General features: G+C 70.8%; 17 protein-coding genes. 10 read left to right on the plus strand and 7 right to left on the minus strand.

Going from position 1 to position 20,917, the window contains the following annotated elements; genetic code table 11:
• The first annotated feature begins 19 nt into the window (after nucleotides 1–19).
• Nucleotides 20–1,153 carry a UTP--glucose-1-phosphate uridylyltransferase gene (locus WMF45_RS17650; RefSeq protein WP_437718042.1) on the plus strand — a complete coding sequence of 378 codons (1,134 nt, stop codon included), beginning with the start codon at nucleotides 20–22 and terminating at the stop codon, nucleotides 1,151–1,153.
• Between the two features lie 138 nt (nucleotides 1,154–1,291).
• Entirely contained in the window at nucleotides 1,292–1,822 is a 531-nt protein-coding gene (locus tag WMF45_RS17655; RefSeq protein WP_437718043.1) for a GNAT family N-acetyltransferase, read from the plus strand.
• A gap of 17 nt (nucleotides 1,823–1,839) precedes the next feature.
• On the opposite strand, the gene WMF45_RS17660 is transcribed toward WMF45_RS17655, so the two are convergent.
• Nucleotides 1,840–2,382, minus strand: coding sequence for a PadR family transcriptional regulator (locus WMF45_RS17660; protein ID WP_231864867.1), 543 nt, complete (start codon nucleotides 2,380–2,382; stop codon nucleotides 1,840–1,842).
• A 472-nt stretch (nucleotides 2,383–2,854) separates the two neighbouring features.
• Between WMF45_RS17660 and WMF45_RS17665 the strand changes: the two genes are divergently transcribed.
• The 4 genes from WMF45_RS17665 to WMF45_RS17680 all read left to right on the plus strand — a co-directional run bounded on the left by WMF45_RS17665 (nucleotide 2,855) and on the right by WMF45_RS17680 (nucleotide 9,302).
• The gene (locus WMF45_RS17665; protein WP_437718044.1) at nucleotides 2,855–3,637 is read left to right on the plus strand and encodes a class I SAM-dependent methyltransferase; all 783 of its coding nucleotides are present in this window, start codon (nucleotides 2,855–2,857) and stop codon (nucleotides 3,635–3,637) included.
• Between the two features lie 167 nt (nucleotides 3,638–3,804).
• Nucleotides 3,805–4,416: a 30S ribosomal protein S4 gene (gene rpsD, locus WMF45_RS17670; protein WP_437718045.1), complete on the plus strand. Its 612-nt coding sequence runs from the start codon at nucleotides 3,805–3,807 to the stop codon at nucleotides 4,414–4,416.
• Between the two features lie 471 nt (nucleotides 4,417–4,887).
• A complete protein-coding gene (locus tag WMF45_RS17675; RefSeq protein ID WP_437718046.1) occupies nucleotides 4,888–6,066 on the plus strand; it encodes a PAS domain S-box protein in 1,179 nt (392 codons plus the stop codon).
• A gap of 536 nt (nucleotides 6,067–6,602) precedes the next feature.
• A complete protein-coding gene (locus WMF45_RS17680; RefSeq protein WP_437718047.1) occupies nucleotides 6,603–9,302 on the plus strand; it encodes a hypothetical protein in 2,700 nt (899 codons plus the stop codon).
• Between the two features lie 133 nt (nucleotides 9,303–9,435).
• Here the strand turns inward: WMF45_RS17680 and WMF45_RS17685 are convergent, their stop codons facing one another.
• Both WMF45_RS17685 and WMF45_RS17690 read right to left on the minus strand, forming a co-directional pair.
• Nucleotides 9,436–9,864: a VOC family protein gene (locus WMF45_RS17685; protein ID WP_437718048.1), complete on the minus strand. Its 429-nt coding sequence runs from the start codon at nucleotides 9,862–9,864 to the stop codon at nucleotides 9,436–9,438.
• A gap of 104 nt (nucleotides 9,865–9,968) precedes the next feature.
• Nucleotides 9,969–11,354: an aldehyde dehydrogenase family protein gene (locus WMF45_RS17690; protein ID WP_437552968.1), complete on the minus strand. Its 1,386-nt coding sequence runs from the start codon at nucleotides 11,352–11,354 to the stop codon at nucleotides 9,969–9,971.
• Nucleotides 11,355–11,411: 57 nt separating this feature from the next.
• On the opposite strand from WMF45_RS17690, the gene WMF45_RS17695 reads away from it, so the two are divergent.
• Together WMF45_RS17695 and WMF45_RS17700 are read left to right on the plus strand one after the other, a co-directional pair.
• Nucleotides 11,412–12,203 (plus strand): Stp1/IreP family PP2C-type Ser/Thr phosphatase, encoded by a 792-nt coding sequence (locus WMF45_RS17695; RefSeq protein WP_437718049.1) that lies wholly within the window; start codon nucleotides 11,412–11,414, stop codon nucleotides 12,201–12,203.
• A 106-nt stretch (nucleotides 12,204–12,309) separates the two neighbouring features.
• Nucleotides 12,310–12,570 (plus strand): hypothetical protein, encoded by a 261-nt coding sequence (locus WMF45_RS17700; protein ID WP_437300102.1) that lies wholly within the window; start codon nucleotides 12,310–12,312, stop codon nucleotides 12,568–12,570.
• 41 nt (nucleotides 12,571–12,611) lie between these two features.
• On the opposite strand, the gene WMF45_RS17705 is transcribed toward WMF45_RS17700, so the two are convergent.
• Entirely contained in the window at nucleotides 12,612–13,688 is a 1,077-nt protein-coding gene (locus WMF45_RS17705) for a glycosyltransferase family protein (protein WP_437718050.1), read from the minus strand.
• A gap of 105 nt (nucleotides 13,689–13,793) precedes the next feature.
• Between WMF45_RS17705 and WMF45_RS17710 the strand changes: the two genes are divergently transcribed.
• Nucleotides 13,794–14,795 carry a hypothetical protein gene (locus tag WMF45_RS17710; protein WP_437718051.1) on the plus strand — a complete coding sequence of 334 codons (1,002 nt, stop codon included), beginning with the start codon at nucleotides 13,794–13,796 and terminating at the stop codon, nucleotides 14,793–14,795.
• Between the two features lie 283 nt (nucleotides 14,796–15,078).
• On the opposite strand, the gene WMF45_RS17715 is transcribed toward WMF45_RS17710, so the two are convergent.
• The 3 genes from WMF45_RS17715 to WMF45_RS17725 are packed head-to-tail and all read right to left on the minus strand — an operon-like array spanning nucleotide 15,079 to nucleotide 18,745.
• The gene (locus WMF45_RS17715; RefSeq protein ID WP_437718052.1) at nucleotides 15,079–16,194 is read right to left on the minus strand and encodes an ABC transporter permease; all 1,116 of its coding nucleotides are present in this window, start codon (nucleotides 16,192–16,194) and stop codon (nucleotides 15,079–15,081) included.
• The gene (locus tag WMF45_RS17720) at nucleotides 16,191–17,729 is read right to left on the minus strand and encodes a sugar ABC transporter ATP-binding protein (RefSeq protein ID WP_437718053.1); all 1,539 of its coding nucleotides are present in this window, start codon (nucleotides 17,727–17,729) and stop codon (nucleotides 16,191–16,193) included. Before WMF45_RS17720 ends, WMF45_RS17715 begins: the two co-directional genes overlap by 4 nt.
• Nucleotides 17,726–18,745, minus strand: a complete 1,020-nt coding sequence (locus tag WMF45_RS17725) for a sugar-binding protein (RefSeq protein WP_437718054.1) — start codon at nucleotides 18,743–18,745, stop codon at nucleotides 17,726–17,728. Before WMF45_RS17725 ends, WMF45_RS17720 begins: the two co-directional genes overlap by 4 nt.
• Before the next feature lie 652 nt (nucleotides 18,746–19,397).
• Here WMF45_RS17725 and WMF45_RS17730 point away from each other — a divergent pair.
• Nucleotides 19,398–20,861 (plus strand): YkgJ family cysteine cluster protein, encoded by a 1,464-nt coding sequence (locus WMF45_RS17730; RefSeq protein ID WP_437718055.1) that lies wholly within the window; start codon nucleotides 19,398–19,400, stop codon nucleotides 20,859–20,861.
• The last annotated feature ends 56 nt before the right edge of the window (nucleotides 20,862–20,917 follow it).

Raw genomic sequence — 20,917 nt, forward strand, 5'->3', positions numbered from 1 at the left:
GTGGTCTTTTGAGGATACCGTGTCTTCCCTCACCCAGCAGATCGCCGCGCTCCCTGGCCCTCTCCTCGCTCGCCTCCGGGCTCGCGGGTTCGACCCCGATCGCGTCGCCGGGTGGGCCGCGTCCATCGGCAAGGACCGGGACGCCCGCAACCGCCTCCAGGGCACGGTCGAGCCGCCCGCGCCCGGCGATGTCGCCGACCTGCCCGCCGAGGGCACGCCCGAGCACGCCCGCTGCCGCGAGGCGGGCCTGGCCGCGCTGCGACGGGGCGAGGTCGCCCTCTGCGTCCTCGCCGGCGGGATGGCCACCCGGATGGGGGGCGTGGTCAAGGCGCTCGTCGAGGTGCTGCCCGGTCGGACCTTCCTCGATCTGCGCCTCGCCGAGAGCGATCACCTCCGGCGCACGACAGGGGTCCCGGTCCCGCTGTGGCTGATGACCAGCGAGGCGACGAACGGGCCGATCCGCGAGGCGCTCGGCCCGCGCCTCGACGAGCCGGGCGATCTGTGCGCAACGTTCGAGCAGCACGTCTCGCTGCGCCTGACCCCGGAAGGCGGGCTGTTCCTGGACGAGGCGGGCGAGCCGAGCGTCTACGCCACCGGCCACGGCGATCTCCCGGACGCCCTCCGCGAGAGCGGCCTCCTCGGCCGCTTCATCGCCCGCGGCGGGAAGATCGTCTGGATCGCCAACCTCGACAACCTCGGCGCGACCGTCGATCCGGTCCTCCTCGGCTGGCACCTCGGCCATGGCGGGCCCCTCTCCGTCGAGGTGGTCGACAAGGGCGGCGACAAGGGCGGCGGGCCAATGCGGTGGAACGGCCGACCGGTGATGGCAGAGGACTTCCGGCTACCGGTCGGGTTCGATCCGAAGGTCGTGCCCGTCTTCAACACCAACACCTTCCTGGCGAGCGCCGAGGCGCTCAGCGCGCTCGCGCTGGACTGGATCTATGTGGAGGTCGAGAAGAAGGTGGACGACCGCAAGGCGATCCAGTTCGAGCGCATCCTGAACGAGGTCACCTTCGGCCTGCCCGCCCGGTTCGTGCGCGTCCCGCGCGAGGGCCTCGCGGCCCGGTTCCTTCCCGTCAAGGACGTCGAGGAGCTGGAGCGGCGGAGGCCGGCGATCGAGGCGATCGCCCGCGCGCGCGGCTTCATCGGCTGAACCGAGGGCACAGGCCGCGTCGCGGGGCGCGCGGCTGGCGAGTGAAGGTGGCTGTCGTCGTGGATCGACGCGTGTGACGAGGCGCTGGGCACCGTCGAGGAGCGCCCGAGCGCGCGCTGGCGGATGGGAGAGCTGGATATGGCAGATGCGCAGACTGTCTCTCTGGACGCGGCGACGCTGGCGGATGCGGTGATCCTGTCCAATCTTCTCGAGCTGTACATTCACGATCTCAGCGATGTGTTCCCCGCGGTCGAGCTGGGGCAGGACGGGCGCTTCGGTTACCCCAGGCTCCCTCTCTACTGGTCGGAGCGGGAGCGGCGGTTCGCGTTTCTCATTCGATGCGGCGGGCGTGTCGCGGGGTTTGTGCTGGCGACGCGCGGTTCGCCGGCGGTGGAGGACGCGGACACCCTCGATGTGGCCGAGTTCTTCGTCCTTCGCCGCTATCGCCGCTCTGGCGTGGGCCGCCAGGCGGCGTGCCTCCTGTGGAACGGCCTCCCCGGGAAGTGGACCGTGCGCGTCGCCGAGGGGAACCGGGGCGCTCTGGCGTTCTGGCGCGGTGTCGTCGCGGAGTTCACGAGCGGCGCTGTGACGGAGCTCGTGCGTCCTGGCCAGCCACACGCCTGGCGGGTGTTCTGCTTCGAGAGCGTGCCTGCGCGCGTCGCGCCCTGATTCCAGGGCGGCGCGGATCACGGGCGCCGGCCGGCGCGCCCCTCCGGATCTTCGGCGAGCAGCTCCTCGATCTCGGCCGCCGCCTTGTCGAGCACCTTCACGGTGCGCGCGAGCACGGCGGGCGTGATGCGCCCCCGGCGCATCGCGTGGCGCAGCATCTTCATGAGCGAGCCGATGCGCTTCATGACGTCGCCGAAATCCTCGGCGAAGCGCTCCCACGAGGTCTCGACGAAGCGCTCGTAGAACTCGTCGACGTACTCGCGGTTCGCCTTGAGGTCCTCGCGCCCCGCGTCGGTGATCTCGTAGATCTTGCGCCCCTCGGCCTCGATGACGCGCGCGTGGCCGAGCTCCTCGAGCATCTGCAGCGTCGGATAGATGACGCCGGGGCTCGGCCGGTAGGTGTCGCCGCTGCGCTGCTCGATCGCCTGGATGACCTCGTAGCCATGGCGAGCTCGCTCGGCGAGCACGTCGAGCACGAGGTAGCGCACGCCGCCGCGATCGGCGCGGAGCGGCGGCCCTCCAAACCAGTCGCCCCACCAGCCCGGCGGGCCGCCACCCATGCCGGGCCGACCCCTCCCGAACGGACCCCCCCTCGGCCCTCGCGGGCCTGCGCAGTGATGGTGATGGTGTTCGTATCCCCAGAACATAGACAAAATCCCTCTCTGGCTCGGCGGCGGACCACCACGGCGGCGAACACTCAGCTGCCGCGCGCTCGTGCGCAGACCACCCCGGCTCCACGGCCCGGCGGCCCTGTGGCGGCCGGGTCGATATTCTAAAAGATATATCTAAAAGATAGCTCTCGACTGTCAGCCGTCAAGAGGCGGGGCGGACGACCGCAAGCGCGCGGGCCGGGCAGGGTCGCAGCACGCAGCGACGGGGAGAGGCGCCGCAGCTCAACCTGGGTGGGGTCGCGGCTCCGCAGCTCAGCTCAACCTGGGTGGGGTCGCCGCAGCTCAACCTGGGTGGGTCGCGGCTGATCGCCGGCTGTTCGCCGCTTGACACAGGGCGCTCGTCCCTGTAACGAAAATGAAAATGATTTTCAGTATCGACGCTGCCCCTTCGTTTGCTCGACGCGAGCTCGCGGGAGTCGCCGCGTGCGCGTACGCCTCCGACGCGTTTCCTGACCTCGGGCTCCACGACGAGGAAGCGCGCCAGCTCGCTCGCTTGCTCGAGGTCGAGCGCGCCGGCTTCACGGAACAGGAGCTCCGCCCCCTCGCGACCCGCACGCGGCTGGTCGATGACGTCGTGGACGACTTCTTCCGCCGTCACCCGGACGGGCTGGCCATCGGGCTCTTCTCCGGGCCGTGCACCCGATTCTCGCGCGTCGACAACGGGCACCTCCACTGGATCGACATCGACGTTCCCCGCGTGGTCGCGTGGAAGTCCCGGCGCGCCCCGCAGACGCCGCGGTATGCGCTGGCCACCGCGTCCCCCGGCTGCGATCACTGGATCGATCAGCTCGCCGACGCGCAGGACTGGCCCACGTTGATCCTCGGCCTCGGCCTCTTCTCCCATCTCGGCCCCGAGCGGATCGGCGCCTTCTTGACCCAGGTCTCCCTGCGCCTCGCCAAGGACGTGGAGCTCCTGCTCGACGCGAGCCCGTGCCTCCAGCTCCGTCCCACCGCGGCGAGGGGCGCGCGTCACGTCGAGCTCCACCGAGAGGGAGGCGTCGTCGAGACGTTTCCATGGCTGCGCGTCCTGGGCGATAACGACTATCCCGAGCCGCTCGGCGCCCGCATCCGGACCACGAATGGACTCGCGCGCTTCTTTCGCAAGGCGCAGTTCCCGATCCTCCGCCACCTCCGGCGCGTGTGAGCCCTCGACGGCACCCTCGATAACACCTCCATAACAAGCAACAGCAAGACCCATGAACAAGGACAGAGACGCTCGATGAACATCCAGGACTACGTTGACGCACCGGCGCCCTGCGGCGCCGCGCTCCACCATCGCGACGCGCGCGCGTCCCTGGGGAGGGCCCGGGCATGAGCCGTTACACCGGACCTCGCGTCAAGGTCATGCGCGCGCTCGGGGTCGAGCTCCCCGGGCTGTCGGCCAGGAAGACGGAGCGGAGGCCTTACCCCCCCGGGCAGCACGGACAGGCCCGCAAGAAGCTCAGCGAGTTCGCCCTGCGGCTCCGCGAGAAGCAGAAGGTCAGGCTCAACTATGGCCTCACCGACACGCAGCTGAAGACGCTCATGCTCGAGGCGCGCAGGAGCGATCTCGCCGCCGGGACGAAGCTCATCGAGCTGCTCGAGCGGCGGCTCGACAACGTCATCTTCCGCGCGGGCTTCGCGCGCACCATCCCGGCCGCGCGGCAGCTGGTGGCGCACGGGCACGTGCTCATCAACGGAAAGCGCGTCGATATCCCGTCCTACCGCGTCACCACCGGAGAGACGGTGAGCGTGAGCGAGAAGCGCCGTGACCACCGGACCGTCGTGGAGGGCCTCGCGAGGACGGACATGGAAGCCCCCACGTGGCTCGCTGTCGACAAGGACGCCCGGCAGGCGCGCGTGGCCGCGCTGCCGGACGAGACGAGCATCCCGTTCCCCATCGCGGTTCAGCTGATCATCGAGTACTACTCGCAGCGGCTGTGACGGGGACCAGGGCTCGCCGAGCAGGCGAGCCCGCCTCCTCCGACGGGCGCGAGGTTCGGGCTCTACCCTGAGAATATTGAAGGCGCATCGTGCGTGGGATGGTTGGTGTGGAACCCCCAGCCTATGCACGATGCACCCCTTCCATCAGTCGCGCTTGCCCAGCAGGAAAGGCACGGCGCGGCGGCGAACGCGGGCCCCGCGAGCGCATAAAGGGTCGTCAGCTCCAGGGAGAAGGAAATCCAAGCGCTTCGGGGGCGTCAAGCACCAGCTGCGGGACCGCCTTCTCCACAACCTGCAGCATTGAAAGGGCCGCTTTCGGTCCACAGCCAGCCTGCGGGCTCATCGCGACGAGACCACGCCGTCGCCTCTCCCGTGTCAACTGATTTTTGCCTTGACACTGGAAGACGGCGCCGTGCACGATGGCCACTTGGCGCAGCCTCGTGGGGGACGCGGTTCGCAATGATCATGGGGATGTCTTCGCTCAAACGACTGTGGCCGCTGAGCTGCGGTCCGCTGTTCACATTTCTCGCCGTTCTCGCCGTCATGCTGGCGAAGAAGGCTTTGCTGGGAATACCCAACCCGCCCGCTATTCTGGTCCTCGCGCTCGTCTACTCGGCTTATGTCGGAGGGATCATCCCCGGGCTGATCAGCGCGACGTTCAGCTGGCTCTACATCGCGCTGTTCTTCTCGATTTCCGGTCAGCCGTTCCATTACACGGACGAGAACCTCCAGCGCGTCATCGTGTGGGCCATCACCCTGCCAGTGACGGCGCTGATGGTCGGCAGATTGAAGCGCGAGACAATGCTGCAGATGTCCGCGCTGCAGGAGAGCGAGCTCCGGCTCCGGAGCGTTATCGACAACATGGTGGACGCGGTGTTCACCTTTGACCAGCATGGCGCCATCAAATACCTCAATCCGGCGGCCGAGCTCCTCTTCGGGTACGGGGAGCGGGAGGTGGCTCGGCGGGATGTCTCCAGTCTCCTTGTCACGTCCAGCGCGCCCGCGCCTGGTGGCGACGCGAAAGACGCGTCCCTGCTGAAGTGCCCGCCGCTGGGCTTCTCGGATCTGCCCGTCAACCGCCGCGAGATGCTCTGCCGGCATCGGGACGGGGGCGAGTTTCCGGTGGAGGTCAGCGTTGCCGAGATGGCCTTCGGCGCGGAGGTGCTCTTCATCGGCACCACGCGCGACATCAGGGAACGCAAGCTTGCCGAGGAGGAGAGGCGTCGGGCAGAAGAGGAGCGGAGCCGATTCCAAGAAGAGCTCATCCGGGTGCAGGCGAACGCCATCGCGGAGATATCCACGCCGCTCATACCCGTCCGCCGCAGGATCCTGGTGATGCCGCTCGTCGGATCGATGGACTCGCAGCGCGTGGTGCGCGTGATCGAGGTCCTGCTGAATGGCATCTCACATCACAGCGCGCACAGCGCCATCCTCGATATCACCGGGGTCCCCGTGGTCGACACCCTGGTGGCCTCCGGGCTCGTCCAAGCCGCCCATGCGGCGCGGTTGCTCGGCGCGCGGGTGGTGCTCACCGGGATCCGGCCCGAGGTCGCGATGACCCTCGTGACGCTCGGCGCCGAGCTTCACGGGGTCGTCACGTGCAGGACCCTGGAGCAGGGTATCACCTACGCGGAGGCTCAGGAGCGGTAGCCGGGGACGGAGGTCCGTTCCGATGGTGCGGCACGCGAGGCGCCACCGCCGCGGATAGTACTACCGTGGAGGTTGCTGCTGGCGAACCGGCGCGACCATACCGACCTCGGAAAGCTCGATGTCGGGCTCGGCGGGACGGTGAGCACCAGGGCTCTTCAGCTTGCACCAGGTGCGCGCCGAACCGCGTGGACGAGTCGGGCGGCCCGGAACACGTGCAACTCCTAGAAGGGGCTGGCCTGCTCGCGCTGCGCCCCACCATCGGAACAGAAGAGCTCCGGCCGAGAAGCTGCCATGGCACGGCCGCGAGGAGCACCCGTCTGCCTGTAGCTGTCCGGCAAGGAATCAGCGCTCGCCGCAGGTGGAGTGTCCACGGCGCCGTTCGCCCTCGCTCACCCGAGCCGCGTCCCCCCTGGCGGGTGCGTCCCGGGGTGACGCGCCCGCGAGCACGCGCCTTGCCGTGCGGGGGCGGAGCACCCCCGCGCGCGCCCTCCGCGCCGCGCGGCGCCGGACGCGCTGCCCGCGGGGCGAGGAACACCATGGCCAGCCTGAGCACGGAGAGCACACCCCGGGAGCGCCTGGATCGCGCGATCAGCGTCCTCGGCCGGGTCCGGATGTACTGGCGCGGAGCGGCCGCGATGCTGGCCGTCGGACTCGCGATCTCCTTCGCCCTGGCGCTCGCCACGAAGCGGGTGTGGCGGAGCGAGGCCACGATCCTCTACCGCGACACCATCCAGACTGGCCGCGATCCGCAGAGCAGCACCGCGCGCGCGGCGCGCCTCGGGTCGAAGCTCAAGGATGCGCTTACCGCGCGCGGCACACTCGCCGGCGTCGTCGAGGCGTTCGGGCTCTACCCGGAGAAGACCGCCCGCTCGATGGTCGAGGCCGTCGAGGAGATGAAGACCCACGTCGGCTTCCGCGCGCAGAGCAGCGATACGTACGTCGTCTCGTTCACCCACGACGATCCGCACGTGGCGCAGCAGGTCGCCGCCCGCCTCACGCAGATCCTGCTCGACGACTACCGCCGCGACAGCCTCGGCACGGCGACGATGACCCGCGATTTCCTGCGGAAGGAGCTCGCCGAGGCGAGCTCCAAGGTCGACGCGGCGAGCCGCGCGCTGGCGACGTTCCTCGCCAGGAACCCGCAGTTCCAGTGGGGGCTCAACGACTCTCCCTATGCACCGGCGCCCCAGCAGCTCGGCTCGCCCGGCGCCCCTGCGCCCGCGGCCGGCGCGCGCGCTCTGTTGTCAGCGCAGCCTGTCCGCCCGGTCGACCCGCAACTCGCGGCGCTCGAGCGGCAGCTCGCGCGGGTCGAGGCGCTGCTCGGGGCCGGGCGATCGCCTGCGGCGGCGCCGGGGCAGCCGCTGCCCCAGAGCGTCGTCGAGGCGCAGCGGGCCCGCTCCGCCGCCGTCGCCGCGGTCGCGGCGGCCGAGGCGGCGCTCGCCGAGAAGCTCACGACCGTGACCCCGATCCACCCGGACGCCGTCGCCGCGAAGCGCCGCGTCGAGGCGGCGAAGAGCCAGCTCACCGCGGCCGAGAGCGCGCTCGGGCTCGTGCGCGCGGGCGTCACCGAGGCGCCGGCCGGCGACGCGCGCGCGCTCACCCCGTCGCGGCGCGCGGCGCTCGCGGCGGAGCGGACCGCGCTCCTCCGGCAGATCGCGGGCCTGCGCGCGCGCGCCGGAGGCGGCAGGGGGCCGGCGGGGGGCGATGCGCCGCGCGCGCCGGCGGAGAGCGCGGCCAGGGGCGATACGCCGCGCGCGCCGCAGTGGGCGGCCGACGGGGGCGCCGAGGAGCGCGTGATCGAGCTCGAGACCGAGTGGCACCGGCTCCGCCTCGATCTGGAGCGGGCGCGCGAGTACCTGAAGGCCGTTCAGGCCAACGAGCGGGCCGCTGACCTGTCCGCGGACGCCGCCGAGAACAAGAGCGAGACCGAGCTCGACGTCCTCGACCAGGCCTACCTGCCGAGCCGCCCTGACCGGGGGCGGGGCCGCGTCTTCTTCGCGGGCGCCGCGGTGACGTTCTTCTTCGCGCTCGGCGTCGCCGGGGCCCGGGTGCTGCTCAACGACACGCTCTACGACGGCGGCGACATCCACGCGCTCGGCGGCCCAGCCCTGCTGGCCGCGATGCCGGAGCTCCCGGCGCGCCCGCCGCTCCGCGAGCGCACGATCGTGCCCGCGTACTACGCGGAGCCGCCCATCGAGCCGAAGTACGGCACGGAGCCGCCCGGCGGGCGCGGGCATGGCGCAGACCCGCCTGGCGCGGCTGGGCCCGGCACGGAGCCGCCCGGCGGGCGCGGGCATAACGCAGAGCCGTCCGGCGCACCGGAAGAGGCCGCTCTGGCCGGCGTCGCTCCGGCCGGCGCCGCCCCGGAGGACACGCTCCGGGACGGCCTCGATGTCGGCGACTGCGAGGTGGTCGACCGGTCGTCCTGGAGCGCGCCCGAGGCGCCGCTCGCCTGCATGGGCGTGCGCTCGTTCGCGCGCGCCGGCGGCCCCGCGTTCGATGGGCCCGAGGTGGAGATCATCGGCGCGGACCTCGATCCCGAGGGGCACGGCGTGTTCGAGCTGCTCCGGGGGGCGCCCGCGCCCGCGCTCGCGGCGCTCCGGGTCCTGCGGCACCGGCTCGATCAGCGGCGGGCGGGCGAGCCGCTCGCGGTCGCGGTGGTGAGCCCCGGCCGGGCCGAGGGCAAGACAGCGCTGGCGGTCCGCCTGGCGATGACGCTCGCCGAGGCCGAGCGCGCCCGGGTGCTGCTCGTCGACGGCCACCTCACGTGCCCCCGCGTCGCGGCGACGCTCGGCCTGCGGCTGCCCGCGCACGCGAGCTTCTCGGAGCAGCTCCGGCGGCGGATGGCGGGCGAGATCCGCCCGCTCGGCGTCATCGCCGTCAGCCAGTCGCTCTCGGTGCTCGCGGAGCCATCGCTCGAGGCGAGCTACCCCGCGGCGCTCCACTCGGTCCACTTCGAGGCCGCGATGCGCACGCTGCGGCGCTACCACGATTACGTCGTCATCGACGGCCCTCCGGTCCTTGGCTCGGGCGACGCCAACGTCATCGAGGACGCCTCCGACGGCATCGTCCTCGTCGCGCGCGCCTCGCTGACCCGGGCGTCGTCGCTGACGAGGGCCGCCGAGCAGCTCGGCGATCGCCGCATCCTCGGGGTGGTCCTGAACGACGTCGCGCCGAGGCCCGTCGCCAGGAAGCGTGTCTGCATCGACGGAGAGCCAGCGCGGCAGTCCGTTTGAGGAGAGACGAGCAGGCGCCGAGAGGGGGAGCAGGGAAAGAAGCGCGGGAGGAGCAGCGGTGGTGCGCCGGCGCCCGTGCCAATTTCAATCGATTCTCTGTCGGTTCTTCAATGCTCTCGCGACATCTTCGCGATCAGAACGTGATCTTTATCGCGTCCGCCGACCTGTTCGCCTGGCCATGGTGGACGACCTCGATGTTGTTCCCATCCGGGTCGAGCACGAACGCCGCGTAGTAGCCGGGGTGGTACGGGCGCTTGCCCGGAGCGCCGTTGTCCTTGCCGCCCGCGGCGATCGCGGCGGCGTGGAACCGATCGACCGTGGCGCGGTCGCTCGCCTGGAAGGCGAGGTGCGTCCGGCCGGTGGTCACGCCGGCCGCGGCCGGCGAGTCCGCGCTCGAGATGAAGAGCTCGTCGGCCCAGAAGTAATCGTTGGCCTCGCCTGCGATCGGGATCCCGATCACGTCGAAGACGGCACGATAGAACTTCTTGCTCGCCGCCAGGTCGGCCACGACGAGCTGAACGTGATCGATGAGGCGCCCGCGATAGATCTCTTGAGTTTCCATCGCCTCGGGATACCGCACTTCGCCCCCGGCGCAAGCCGTCTCCTTCGAGCTCATCGGCTCTCGGGCTGCGCGAGGCGCGGTGTTAGCGCCGCGCGCCCGGGCCTTCAGCCGATCTTGAAGTTGATCGATTTCGGCCGCGTCAGGTGCAGGAACCCGAGCGTCGAGAGCGTCGCGCCCTTGCCGCTGTTCTTCGCGCCCGTCCACGGGAGCGCCGGATCCAGGGTGTCACACTGGTTCATGAAGACCGTGCCGACGTCGAGCTCGCGCGCGAGCCGCGCGGCGCGCTCGCGGTCGCGCGTCCAGACCGACGCGGTGAGCCCGAGATCGCTGTCGTTCATCAGCGCGAGCGCCTCCTCGTCGGACGAGACCGGCACGATGGGCAGCACCGGCCCGAACGACTCGATGCGCATCACGTCGAGATCGGGCGCCGTGTCCACGAGGAGCGTCGGCTCGAAGAAGCGGCCACGGCCGTCGACCTGGGTCGCCCGACCGCCGCAGAGCGCCTTCGCCCCCCGGGAGAGCGCCTGCTTCACCTGCGCCTCCAGGAACGCCGGCGCGTGAGGCTGCGCCATCGGACCCAGGTTCGTCCGCTCGTCGGTCGGATCGCCGAGGACGTAACGCTTCATCAGCTCCAGCGCGGCCTCCACGAACTTCGGATAGAGGTCGCGGTGCACATACGCGCGCTCGACAGCGCAGCAGCTCTGTCCCGCGTTGTAACAGGCGCCGTCGACGATCCCGTCCACCGCCTTCTCGAGGTCCGCGTCGGCCGCGACGTAGGCGCCGTCCTTCCCGCCGAGCTCCAGGCCGGCGTCGACGGCCACCTTCTTCGATGTGGCCGCATAGATCCGGCGTCCGCCTTCGACGGAACCGGTGAAACCGACGAAGTTGACCCGCGGGTCCGACGCGATGCGCTCGGACGTGGCGTGGCTGCAGTGGAAGGCCTGGACGAGGCCGGGCGGCGCGCCGGCCTCCGCGAACGCCGTCGCGAAGTGCTCTCCGCAGAGCGGCGAGCGCGGCGAGTGCTTGAGCAGCACCACATTGCCCGAGAGCACCGCGGGGATGACCACGTTCACGGCGGTGAGGAGCGGATAATTCCAGGCGGGCAGATTGAAGACAACGCCGAGCGGAGCGCGCACGATCCGCCGCTCGAGCCCGGGGAGCTCCGGCAGGATCACATCGGCGAGCGCGCCCTCGGCGATCGCGATCATGTGCCGGGCTCGCTTGGCCATCCCCGCGACTTCATTGCGGGATTGGCGCAGGGGCTTGCCCATCATGCGGGTGATGTCGGCGGCGATCGACGGGGTGTTGGCCTCGATGTGCTCGACCGCGCGCTGGCACAGGGCGGCGCGCTCGGCGATGGATGTGTGCGAGAAGCGCCGCGCGGCGGCGGTCGCCGTGTCGAGGAGGCGGTCGACGGCGGCCTCGTCTGCAAGAGGCCGGCGGACGGCTTCCTCGAGGGTATACGGGTTGTCGATCACAAGGTCGGACATGGCGGGGAGATTAACCCAGTTCCCTGGGGGGCCAAGCGTCGTCTAGACTCGGGGCGAATGCGCGCCACCGCGGCAGGTCTATCCGACGTCGGCAGGGAGCGGGTCCACAACGAGGACCGATACATCCTCCTCCCCGAGTTCAACGTCTACGTCGTCGCGGATGGCATGGGCGGGCACGAGGCCGGCGAGGTCGCGAGCCGGATCGCCGCGAGCGCCATCGCCGGCTACTTCCGCGACGCGAACGGCAAGCGGCGCAAGGCGTCGACCGGCGACAGGCTGCGCGCCGCCGTGACGTACGCGAACGCGCGCATCTTCGCGCACGCCGACGACTCGCGGTTCTACCGCGGGATGGGGACCACGGTCGTCGCCGCCGCGTTCTCGCCGCGGGAGCGGAAGTTCTACGTCGCCCACGCCGGCGACAGCCGCTGCTACCTCCTCCGCAACGGCGATATCTCGCAGCTGACCCGCGACCACTCGCTCATCGCGGACGCGCTCCTCGAGCGGCCCGACCTCACGGAGCGCGACCTCGCTTACCTGCCCCGCAACGTGATCACGCGGGCGCTCGGCATCGGCCCCAGCGTCGACATCGACCTGCGCGCGGAGCGCGTCGAGGCGGGCGACGTGTTCCTCCTCTGCTCCGACGGCCTCCACGGGCTCGTCGACGATCGCGAGATCGCGCGCATCGTCGAGGACAACGCCGTGCTCGCCGACGCGTGCGGCAAGCTCATCGACTGCGCCAACGAGAACGGTGGCCGCGACAACATCACCGCCGTGCTCATCCGGATCGAGGAGACGGCATCGGCGTCGTGGAGCCAGCGCCAGGGCGTCAAGAGCCGCAGCGCGCGGTAGCATCGGGCTGCGTGCGGAGGGGGCCGAGAGCGCGCCGCGCCATCACGTGAGCGGCGTCGACGCGCCCTGCCGCCTGCGGGTGGGATGAAGACAAGGGAGGTCATGCATGCGAACCAGGTGGATCGGGATGGGGCTCTTCGTCGGCGCGCTGCTCGCGTGGGGCTGTGGCGGCGAGGCGGCGCTCGGCGAGGCGTGCGACGAAGCGGGCGCGGACGGCGAGTGTGAGAGCGGGGCGGTCTGCGGCAAGCCCGACGACAGCGCGGCGCTCGAGTGCCTGAAGACGTGCGTCGAACAGACGGACTGCCCCGCGGACCAGGAGTGCAACGGCGTCTCCGGCTCGGACCTCAAGGGCTGCAGGCCGAAGTAGGGGAGGGCGCCTGGCCGAGCGCGGCGCGCCGGCCGCCGCGCTCAGAGCACGCCGGCGTGCGCGCGATCGAGCAGGCCGTCCATCACCTCGAACAGCTGCCGGTTGCCGTCCTGGGAGTAACCCGCGAGCTTCTCTTCACAGGCCGGGATGGCCTTCACGAAATCCGTGACGACGGCCGGATCGTCCAGCGAATCGGCGCCGCGGCCGAACCCCTCGCGCTCGAGGTAGCGGGCGTTCAGCACCTGCTCGAACTGGCGGCCGAGAGGGACGGCGAGCATCGGCTTGCGCAGGTAGACCGCCTCCCCCATGAGCGTGAACCCGCCGCCGGCGATGACGGCGCGGCACGACGCGAGGTCGTCGATGAAGCCCTCCTCGCTGAAGGGGCGGTAGCGCAGGTTGCCCTCGACCTGCTCCTCCGTGATGTTCCGGCGCATCCCGTAGATGCGGCACTCGAGCCCGGTCTTCGCGAGCGTCGCCGTCAGCGCGTCGTTCCCCTCGGCGGTCTGGTAGACGAGCAGGTGCTCCCCGGGGCGGCGGTTCGCGGCGATGATCTCGGGGCGGAGGATCGGCGGCACCAGCGTCGTCTCCTGCTTGCGGACCGGCGGGCGGAAGAACGTGGCGATGACGTAATGGTTGCAGAACGGCAGCTTGCTCTTCACGAACGCGCGCGTGAGCTGGAAACCCGCCTCGTGGCCGGCGAGGATCTCCGCGTCGTGGGTGCACCGGTTGATGATCTGCATGTTGTCGACCGAGAGGATCGGCAGCCGGTGGAGCTTGGCGTAGAGGTACGTCCACGACTCGAAGTCGCTGACGGTGAGCTCGGGGCGAAAGTCCTTGATGAGCTCGAAGTACGCGGCGATGTTCTTCGGCGTGCCCGTGGCGCCGGAGAGCACGTTGGACCAGAGCGTCTTGCCGCGCCGGACCCGGTTCTCCTCGTAGATCATGTGGAGCCCGTGGATGCGGTTCACCCCCGCGAAGCGCTTGGACAGGAAGTCGGTCGCCCTGCCCGACGCCATGATCTCGAGCTCGTGTCCCTGCGCGAGCAGGTGTTCGATCACCACGCGCGAGCGCATGGCGTGCCCCATCCCTTCGCCGACGACGCCATAGAGGATCTTCATGACGCGCGAGTGTAGCGGGGGCTCCGGGGCGTTCGGAAGGAAACGGCGGCGCCGCTGCGCGGGCGGCGACCGAGCGCAGGCGGCTTCGCGGCGCGGGCGGCGGGCGTGACGCCTCGCCGCCGGATCTGGAGCGAGCTGCTGCCGCTCGAGGTGGTGCGGGCGCCCGGGACGCTCGCGCTGTTGCGGCGGTATGCGCTGGAGCTCTCGATCGCGGTGCGGCCGGAGACCGCGGCGGGGCTGCCGGATCTCGTGGCGGCGTGCGCGGACGCGGGGGTGCCGGTCGCTGTGTGGCCGATGATCGCGGACGAGGACGGGCGCTGGGCGAGCGCCGGCAATGTGGCGGCGTTCGGCGCGTTCGTCGCGCGGCTGCTGGACGCGCTCGACGCGCGGCGCCTGGCCGTGGCGGAGGTCGTGTTCGATCTCGAGCCGCCGATCGAGGCGCTGCGGCGGGCCCTCGCGGGGGGGCGCGGCGCGCTCGATCTGCTCGGCGGTGGGCCGCGGGGAGCGCGGGGGAGCCCGCGGTGGAGCGATGCGCAGCGCGCGTACGTGGAGCTGGCGGGCGCGGTGCACGCGCGCGGAGTGGCGACCTCGGCGGCGATCGTGCCGCTCGTCTTGACCGACGGGTCGTCATGCGGCTGGGAGCAGCTGCTCGGGACGCCCGTGTCCGCGCCGCCGTGGGGGCGCGTCGGCGCGATGCTGTACACGTCGCTGTTCGAGGGGTACTCGCGCGGTGCGATGGGCCGGGAGGACGCGCTCACGCTGCTCGCCTGGGGGTGCCGCGCCGCCGCCCGGCGGTTCGGTCCGAGGGCGGGCGCCTCGCTGGGCGCCGTGGGCAAAGGCGCGCTCGGCGACGAGCCTGTCTACCGCTCGGTCGCCGAGCTCCGCGAGGACGTGGCTGCCGCGGTGGCGGCCGGGGTCCCGGATCTCTCGCTGTTCGACCTCGGCGGGGTGCTGGCGCGACCGCCGGCCGAGGCCTGGCTCGAGGCGTTCGTCGCGCCGCCGGAGGCGCGTTCGCCCCGGGAGACGCTGCGGGCGCGCGGCGTCATCGCGGCCGCCGCGCTCGTGGGTCGGGCGGCGGGTTATGCTCGCCGGCTCACCTCGCCGTGACGGCGATCACCCGTGGTGTGCCTTGCCCTGGCCGCGGTAGCGCTTCCAGTGATGTCGCTTGTTCTTGTTCGTGGGCCTGCTGTTGCCGGAGCAACCGATAGACGTCTTCTTCGAGTGCGCTGACATGGACCCGTCATGGCGCCGAGACGGGGCGGGCGACAGGGGTCACGAGCTCCGGCGCCGCTCAGGCCGGACCGCCAGGCTGAGGAGGCAACGACTTCTCTGAGGGTCAGGGCGGGGCGCTCCTGGCGACTTGCCGGTTCGTCTCCCATCGCCGGAAAGCTCAGACGCTCTCGCGATCGGGCGCTCTCGCGGCGGGCGGCCCCGCCGCGCTGACCGCCGCGGCCGCCTGCAGGCTCGGCGCCGCCTCGGCGGCGCCCGCGGAGGCATGCCGGATGCGCCGCTTCGTCTGCACGATGTGCACGATCTGGTCGAGGATCACGGCGACGAGGATCACGGCGCCGATGATGATGAAGGTCCAGTTCGGGTCCAGGCGCCAGATGCGCTGGATGCGGTCGGCGTCCTGGTACGGCAGCTGAAACATGTTGATGCCGTTGTCGATGACGCGCATCACCGCGGAGCCGATGATGATGCCGAGCACCGTGCCTTCACCCCCGCGAAGCGAGCAGCCGCCGAGAACGGCCGCGGCGATCGCGTACATCTCGTACGCGATGCCGACCTGCTGCGACATCTGGCCGATGTACGACGCGTAACAGACGCCAGCCACGCCGCCGAGGCCCGCCGAGATCACATAGGTCGACGTCTCCACCCGCCTCACGTTGATGCCGGAGTACTCGGCCGCGTCGCGGTTGCCGCCGATCGCGTAAACGTACCGGCCGAACACCGTGAAGTGCAGCGCGTAGGCCGCCACGCCGCCCACGGCGAGGAACATCAAAAGCGGATACGGGACGAGCGCGTCGCTCCCGCTCTTGAGCAGCCCGCCGTTCGCGAGGGTGAGCAGCGGCGAGCCACCGAGGCTCAGCGTGCCCCCGCCGGCGATGGTCTGCGAGACGCCGCGCAAGAACAGCATGCCGCCGAGCGTGACGATGAACGGCTGCAGCTTGAGCCGCGTGATCAACAGGCCCTGGCCGAGGCCGATCAGCAGCGCCACGCCGAGCGCCACCGGAATGCCGATCCAGAGCGGATAACCCAGGCCGCCGAGCTGGGTCGACGAGAGCTTGGCGATGAGGACGCCCGTCAGGCCGATCACGGACCCGATCGACAGATCGATGCCGCCGGCGATGATGACGAACCCGATGCCGATCGCGAAGATCCCGAGCATCGAGATCTGCCGCAGGGTGTTGATCGAGTTCGACTGCCCGAGAAAATCCGGGTTCGAGATGTAGAGGGCCAGACACATCACGAAGAGCGCGATGGTCATCCCGAGCTCACGCCTCACGACCAATCCTCCTTGTCGGCGTGGCCCGTCATCAAGGTCGCGATCCGCTCCTGGCTGAGCCGTTCCCGCGGCAACACGCCCTTGATGCGTCGCTCGTGCATGACGGCGACGCGATCGCTCATTCCGATGATCTCTTCCATGTCCGAGCTGACCATCAAGATCGTGATGCCTTCATCCGCGAGAGCGGTCATGTGGCGGTATATCTCGGCCTTGGCGCCGACGTCGACGCCCCGCGTCGGCTCGTCCAGGATGAGCACGCGCGGGTTCATGGCCAGCCATTTCCCGAGCACCACCTTCTGCTGGTTTCCGCCGGAGAGGTTCACGACGAGCTGGCGGATGCCGGGCGTCTTCGTCCTCAAGCGCTGCACCTCCGATTCGGCGACCCGGCGCTCCGTCTCCCTGTTCAGGAAGCCCCAGCGGCTGTAGCTGCCGATGTTGGGCAGGGAGGTGTTCTCCGCGACGCTGAGCGGCAGTACGAGGCCGTGGCGCTTGCGATCCTCCGGCGCCAGGTAGACGCCGCGGTCGATGGCGTCCCTGGGTTTTCGAGGCGCAAACTCCTTGCCTTCGAGCGTCATGTGTCCCCCGAGCGCCGGGGTGACCCCGAAGATCGCCTGCATGAGCTCCGTGCGGCCCGAGCCGACCAGGCCGGCGAAGCCGAGGATCTCCCCGCGTCCGGCCGAGAAGGAGATCTGCGCGGGCGCGCCGGGCACGACGAGCCCTTCGACCACCAGCACGGGCTCGGTCGATGTGCGGGGCCGCTTCTCCGGGAAGTAGTGCGCGCTGAGCTCGCGGCCCACCATCATGGAGACGATCTGTTCGCGCGTCGCTCCCGCGCGCGCGAGGTCCCCGACGTGGCGGCCGTCGCGCAGGACCGTCACCCGGTCCGCCAGCGCCATGACCTCTTCCATGCGGTGCGAGATGTAGACGATGCCGATGCCGTCCGCCCGGAGCTTGCGGATGATCCCGAAGAGATGCTCGGACTCACCGCTCGTGAGCGACGAAGTCGGCTCGTCCATGATGAGGATGCGCGCGTTCAGGGCGAGCGCCTTGGCGATCTCGACCATCTGCATCTGACCGGCGGTCAACGCGGACACCGGGGTCGAGGGCGGGAGCCGCAAGCCCACGCGCAGGAGCAGCTCCCTGGCGCGGGCGGCCATGTCGCCCTTCGGCAGCGGACGGAGGAGCAGCCCCGTCGCGCCGCCTTCGTTGCCGAGGAAGATGTTGGCCGCGATGTCCAGGTTCGGCGCCAGCATCAGCTCCTGATGGATGAGCGCGATGCCGAGGCGCTTGGCGGCGCGCACGCTCTCGATGGCGACGTTCTTCCCGTCGATGTGGATCTCGCCTTCGTCGGGCTGCAGGGCGCCCCCGAGGATCTTCATGAGCGTGCTCTTGCCCGCGCCGTTCTCGCCCATGAGGGCCAGCACCTCGCCCGGCTTCAGCGAGAGAGAGACGCCCCGGAGCGCGACCACCCCGGCGAACCGCTTGGTGATCGCGCGCATCGCGAGCAGATCCGGAGCGGGCGCTGTCACGCTCACTTCTTCATTTCGGCGAGCTGCTGTTTGAAGGCCGCGACGTTGGTCCTTTCGATCACGTCGATGCCGGTGTCGATGCTCTTGTTGGCCGGGATCTGCGCCTTCGCCGTGTCGGGCTTGACCGAGAGCTCGTGCGCCCACTTGCTCGCCAGGTAACCGAACTGAAAGGGCTTCTGGACGACCGTGGCCGAGATCGTGCCGTTCTCGATGGCCGTGAGCGTCTCCTGTTCCTCGTCGAACACCGCCGCGAGGACCTTGCCCTTCTTCCCGAGCGCCTCGATCGCCGCCGCGATGGCGGGGCCGTTGTAAGACCACAGGCCGGCGACGAGCTTCAGGTCCGGGTGCGCGTTGATGATGTCCTCCACGTTGGAGCGCGCCTTCGCGCGGTCGGTGTTGTCCTCGCGCTTGTCGACGATCTCGATGTTCTTGCCGGCGATCGCGTCCTGGATGCCTTGCAGGCGCTGCTTCGCGTTGTCCGCGGAGAGCGTGCCGACGAACACGGCCATCTTGCCGCCCTCCGGGAGGAGCTTCACGATGTGGGCGCCGAGCGCCTTGCCGGCCTCGTGGTTGTTGGTGCCGATGTAGAGAAGGCGGCTCGACGCAGGGGCGTCCGAGTCGAACGTGATGAGCTTGCTCTTCTCGGCCACCTTGTTGAGCACCGGGACCTGATCGGCCGGCGCGATGGCGCTCACGGCGATGGCGTCGTAGCCCTGACTCGAGAGGTTCTCGAGGATCTGGTTCTGCTCCTCCGTGGTGCCGTTCGACGGCATCTTCACGTCGACTTGAACCTTGCTCTCTTGCTCATATTTCCGGACGCCCGCCTGGGCGATCTTCCAGAACTCGGACGCGTTGTTGGTGACGAAGGCGAGCTTGACGATCTTCGGCTTCGCGCCGCCGCCCTCGGCCGGCGCGGCGGCCGTCCCCTCGCTCTTCTCGTTGCACCCCGTCATCGCGAGCAGCCCCAACACGAAGGGCGCCACGACCGCCCAACCCCTGCCCCAGGACTTCGTCTCTTTCACGGCTGGTCTCCTTGCTGATCACTCTCAAGAACGTGTTGACATCACGCGTGGCGTCGCCCTTACCCGGACGTTGTCCCCGTGACCTGTCGCAAAGCTGGCGGCGCGTTCTTCCCACAGTGCGCCCCGGTGGCTGGGGTCTACCCTCCGCGTCCCTGGAGCCCGAACCACTCCTTGGTCTTTACCATAGGAATGGATCTGGAGGACAAAGGACACCCGCAAGAATGCATTGTGAGCGTTCACATTTTCGGTGTCAACTCCGATCGGAGGGTGCTGTGCACGCGGGACGTCACGGGTTAAGGCTGATCGAAGAATTGTCAGGGCACGGGAACGCGCGGTCGCCCGGAGCGATCAGGGGCGTTGCGCCTGCCAAAGGCGCGTAGGGTCTGCGACTCGGCACATCGAGCAGGAGCTGAGACGGCGGTGCCGGGCGATTTCTGTGGATTGGCAGGAAATGTGTTTTGACCCCTCCTTCCGAGGCGTACTCAACCTGAGCGACGGGATCGTCAGCAACGCCTGATGGGTGAAGTGCGTGCGCTGAGGGCGCCGCTGCGGCCGTCGCGCGCCGCCCGGGGAGAGCGCGGCGGGGGCGGCCTGCGCCGCCGTGCCTCGTTTGGGTGGCGCGCTGCCGCCGGCGTCGGATAGCGTCGCTCGGGTGAGCCCGAGCACGCCGCCGGCGCGCCCTCGCCTCGCCGCCCACGTGCTCGCGCGGCGCCACGTGGTCGGCGAGGAGGAACGCGTCATCCTCCACGATGTCCGCACCGGGCAGCTCCTCCAGCTCGGCCCACGGGAGTGGGTCCTGCTCTCCGCGGCCGACGGGACGCGCGACGTCGAGGGCATCGTCATCGCGGCGGCCCGCGAGGGCGCACACGCGCGTGTGCCCGCGGCGCAGGCGTTCTTCGCGGAGCTCCACGCCGCGGGGCTGCTCGGAGCGGACGACGCCGGCGGGGACGCGGGCTCCTGGGAGGCCGCGACGCCCGCGGCGCCCGCGCTGGACCCGGGGGAGCGCGATCCCCGCGAGCGCCCGCTGGAGGTGCTGCCCGACTTCAGCCTGCACTGCGACGGCCGCGGGAGCTGCTGCCGGATCTACGCCTCGATCCTCTTCGATCCCGAGGAGGCCGCGCGGGCGCGGGCATTGCGGCCCGACGTGCTGAGCGGGGGCGCGCGCCACGAGCGGGCCTTCACGCCGGAGCGCGGGACGTGGCCGTGCGCGGCCTCCGTCGTGGCGATGCGGGACGGCCGGTGCGCCTACCTCGAGGGCGAGGGGCGCTGCTCGCTCCACGCGAAGGGCGGGCCCGAGGCCAAGCCGCTCGGGTGCCGCACCTTCCCGACCAGCTTCATCGACGACGGCGAGTCGGTGCGCGTCTCGGTCGCCGTGGAGTGCGCCTGCGTGCTGGTCAGCGTGGGCCGCCCCGGCGGCGCGCCGCTGCTCGATCCGCGGCTCGTCACGCGGGGGGATCTGGACGAGCGCATCGATGTCGCCCGGCTGCCGGAGCGCGCGCAGGTGGCGCCCGGCGTGACCGCCTCCCGCGCCGAGGTGATCGCCTGGTCGCGGCGCCTCGCCGCGGCTGCGCCCCCGCCCGACATCGCCGCGGGCCTCTTCTCGCTCGCCCTCGCGATCGAGGCAGAGGGCCTCGCCGAGGGGGCGATCGCGCGCTTCGAGCGGCCCGATCCGCTGGATCCGGCGGCGCTCGCGCCCTGGCTCGCCGCGCTCCACGGCCGCGCGGCGCGGCGGGCGCGCGAGGACGCTTCGTGGAGGAGCGAGCGGGACCTCGCCCGGAGGGCCACGCGGTGGATCGCGGACGCGACCCTGGCGCTGGCCGAGCCCGACCTGCTCGTTGCGCTGCTGCTCTCGCCCGTGCGCGCGCGCGTCGGCGACCGCGAGCGCTTCACCCTGCGCGCGGCCTTGCACGGCCACCGCCTGCTCGGCGCGCTGCCGCTCTCGCTCGCGCTCCGCGATCGTGCCGTGCGGCTCGTCGTGGCCCGGGCGCTGCCGGCGGTCGTCGCCGGGGAGGGCGCGGACGATCCGGCCTGCGCCGAGCCGATCGCGCTCGTGGAGGCGATGCTGCGCGGCCACGGCCTCGACGCGTATGCCGCCGAGGTGGCCATGGCCGGGTGATCGCGCGCGCCTCCGTCGAACTCGGAGAGACATCGCCTCCGATCCTGTCGATAATG

Origin of the sequence: Sorangium sp. So ce448 (genome assembly GCF_051520915.1) — a bacterium.
Lineage (GTDB): Bacteria > Myxococcota_A > Polyangia > Polyangiales > Polyangiaceae > Sorangium > Sorangium cellulosum_B.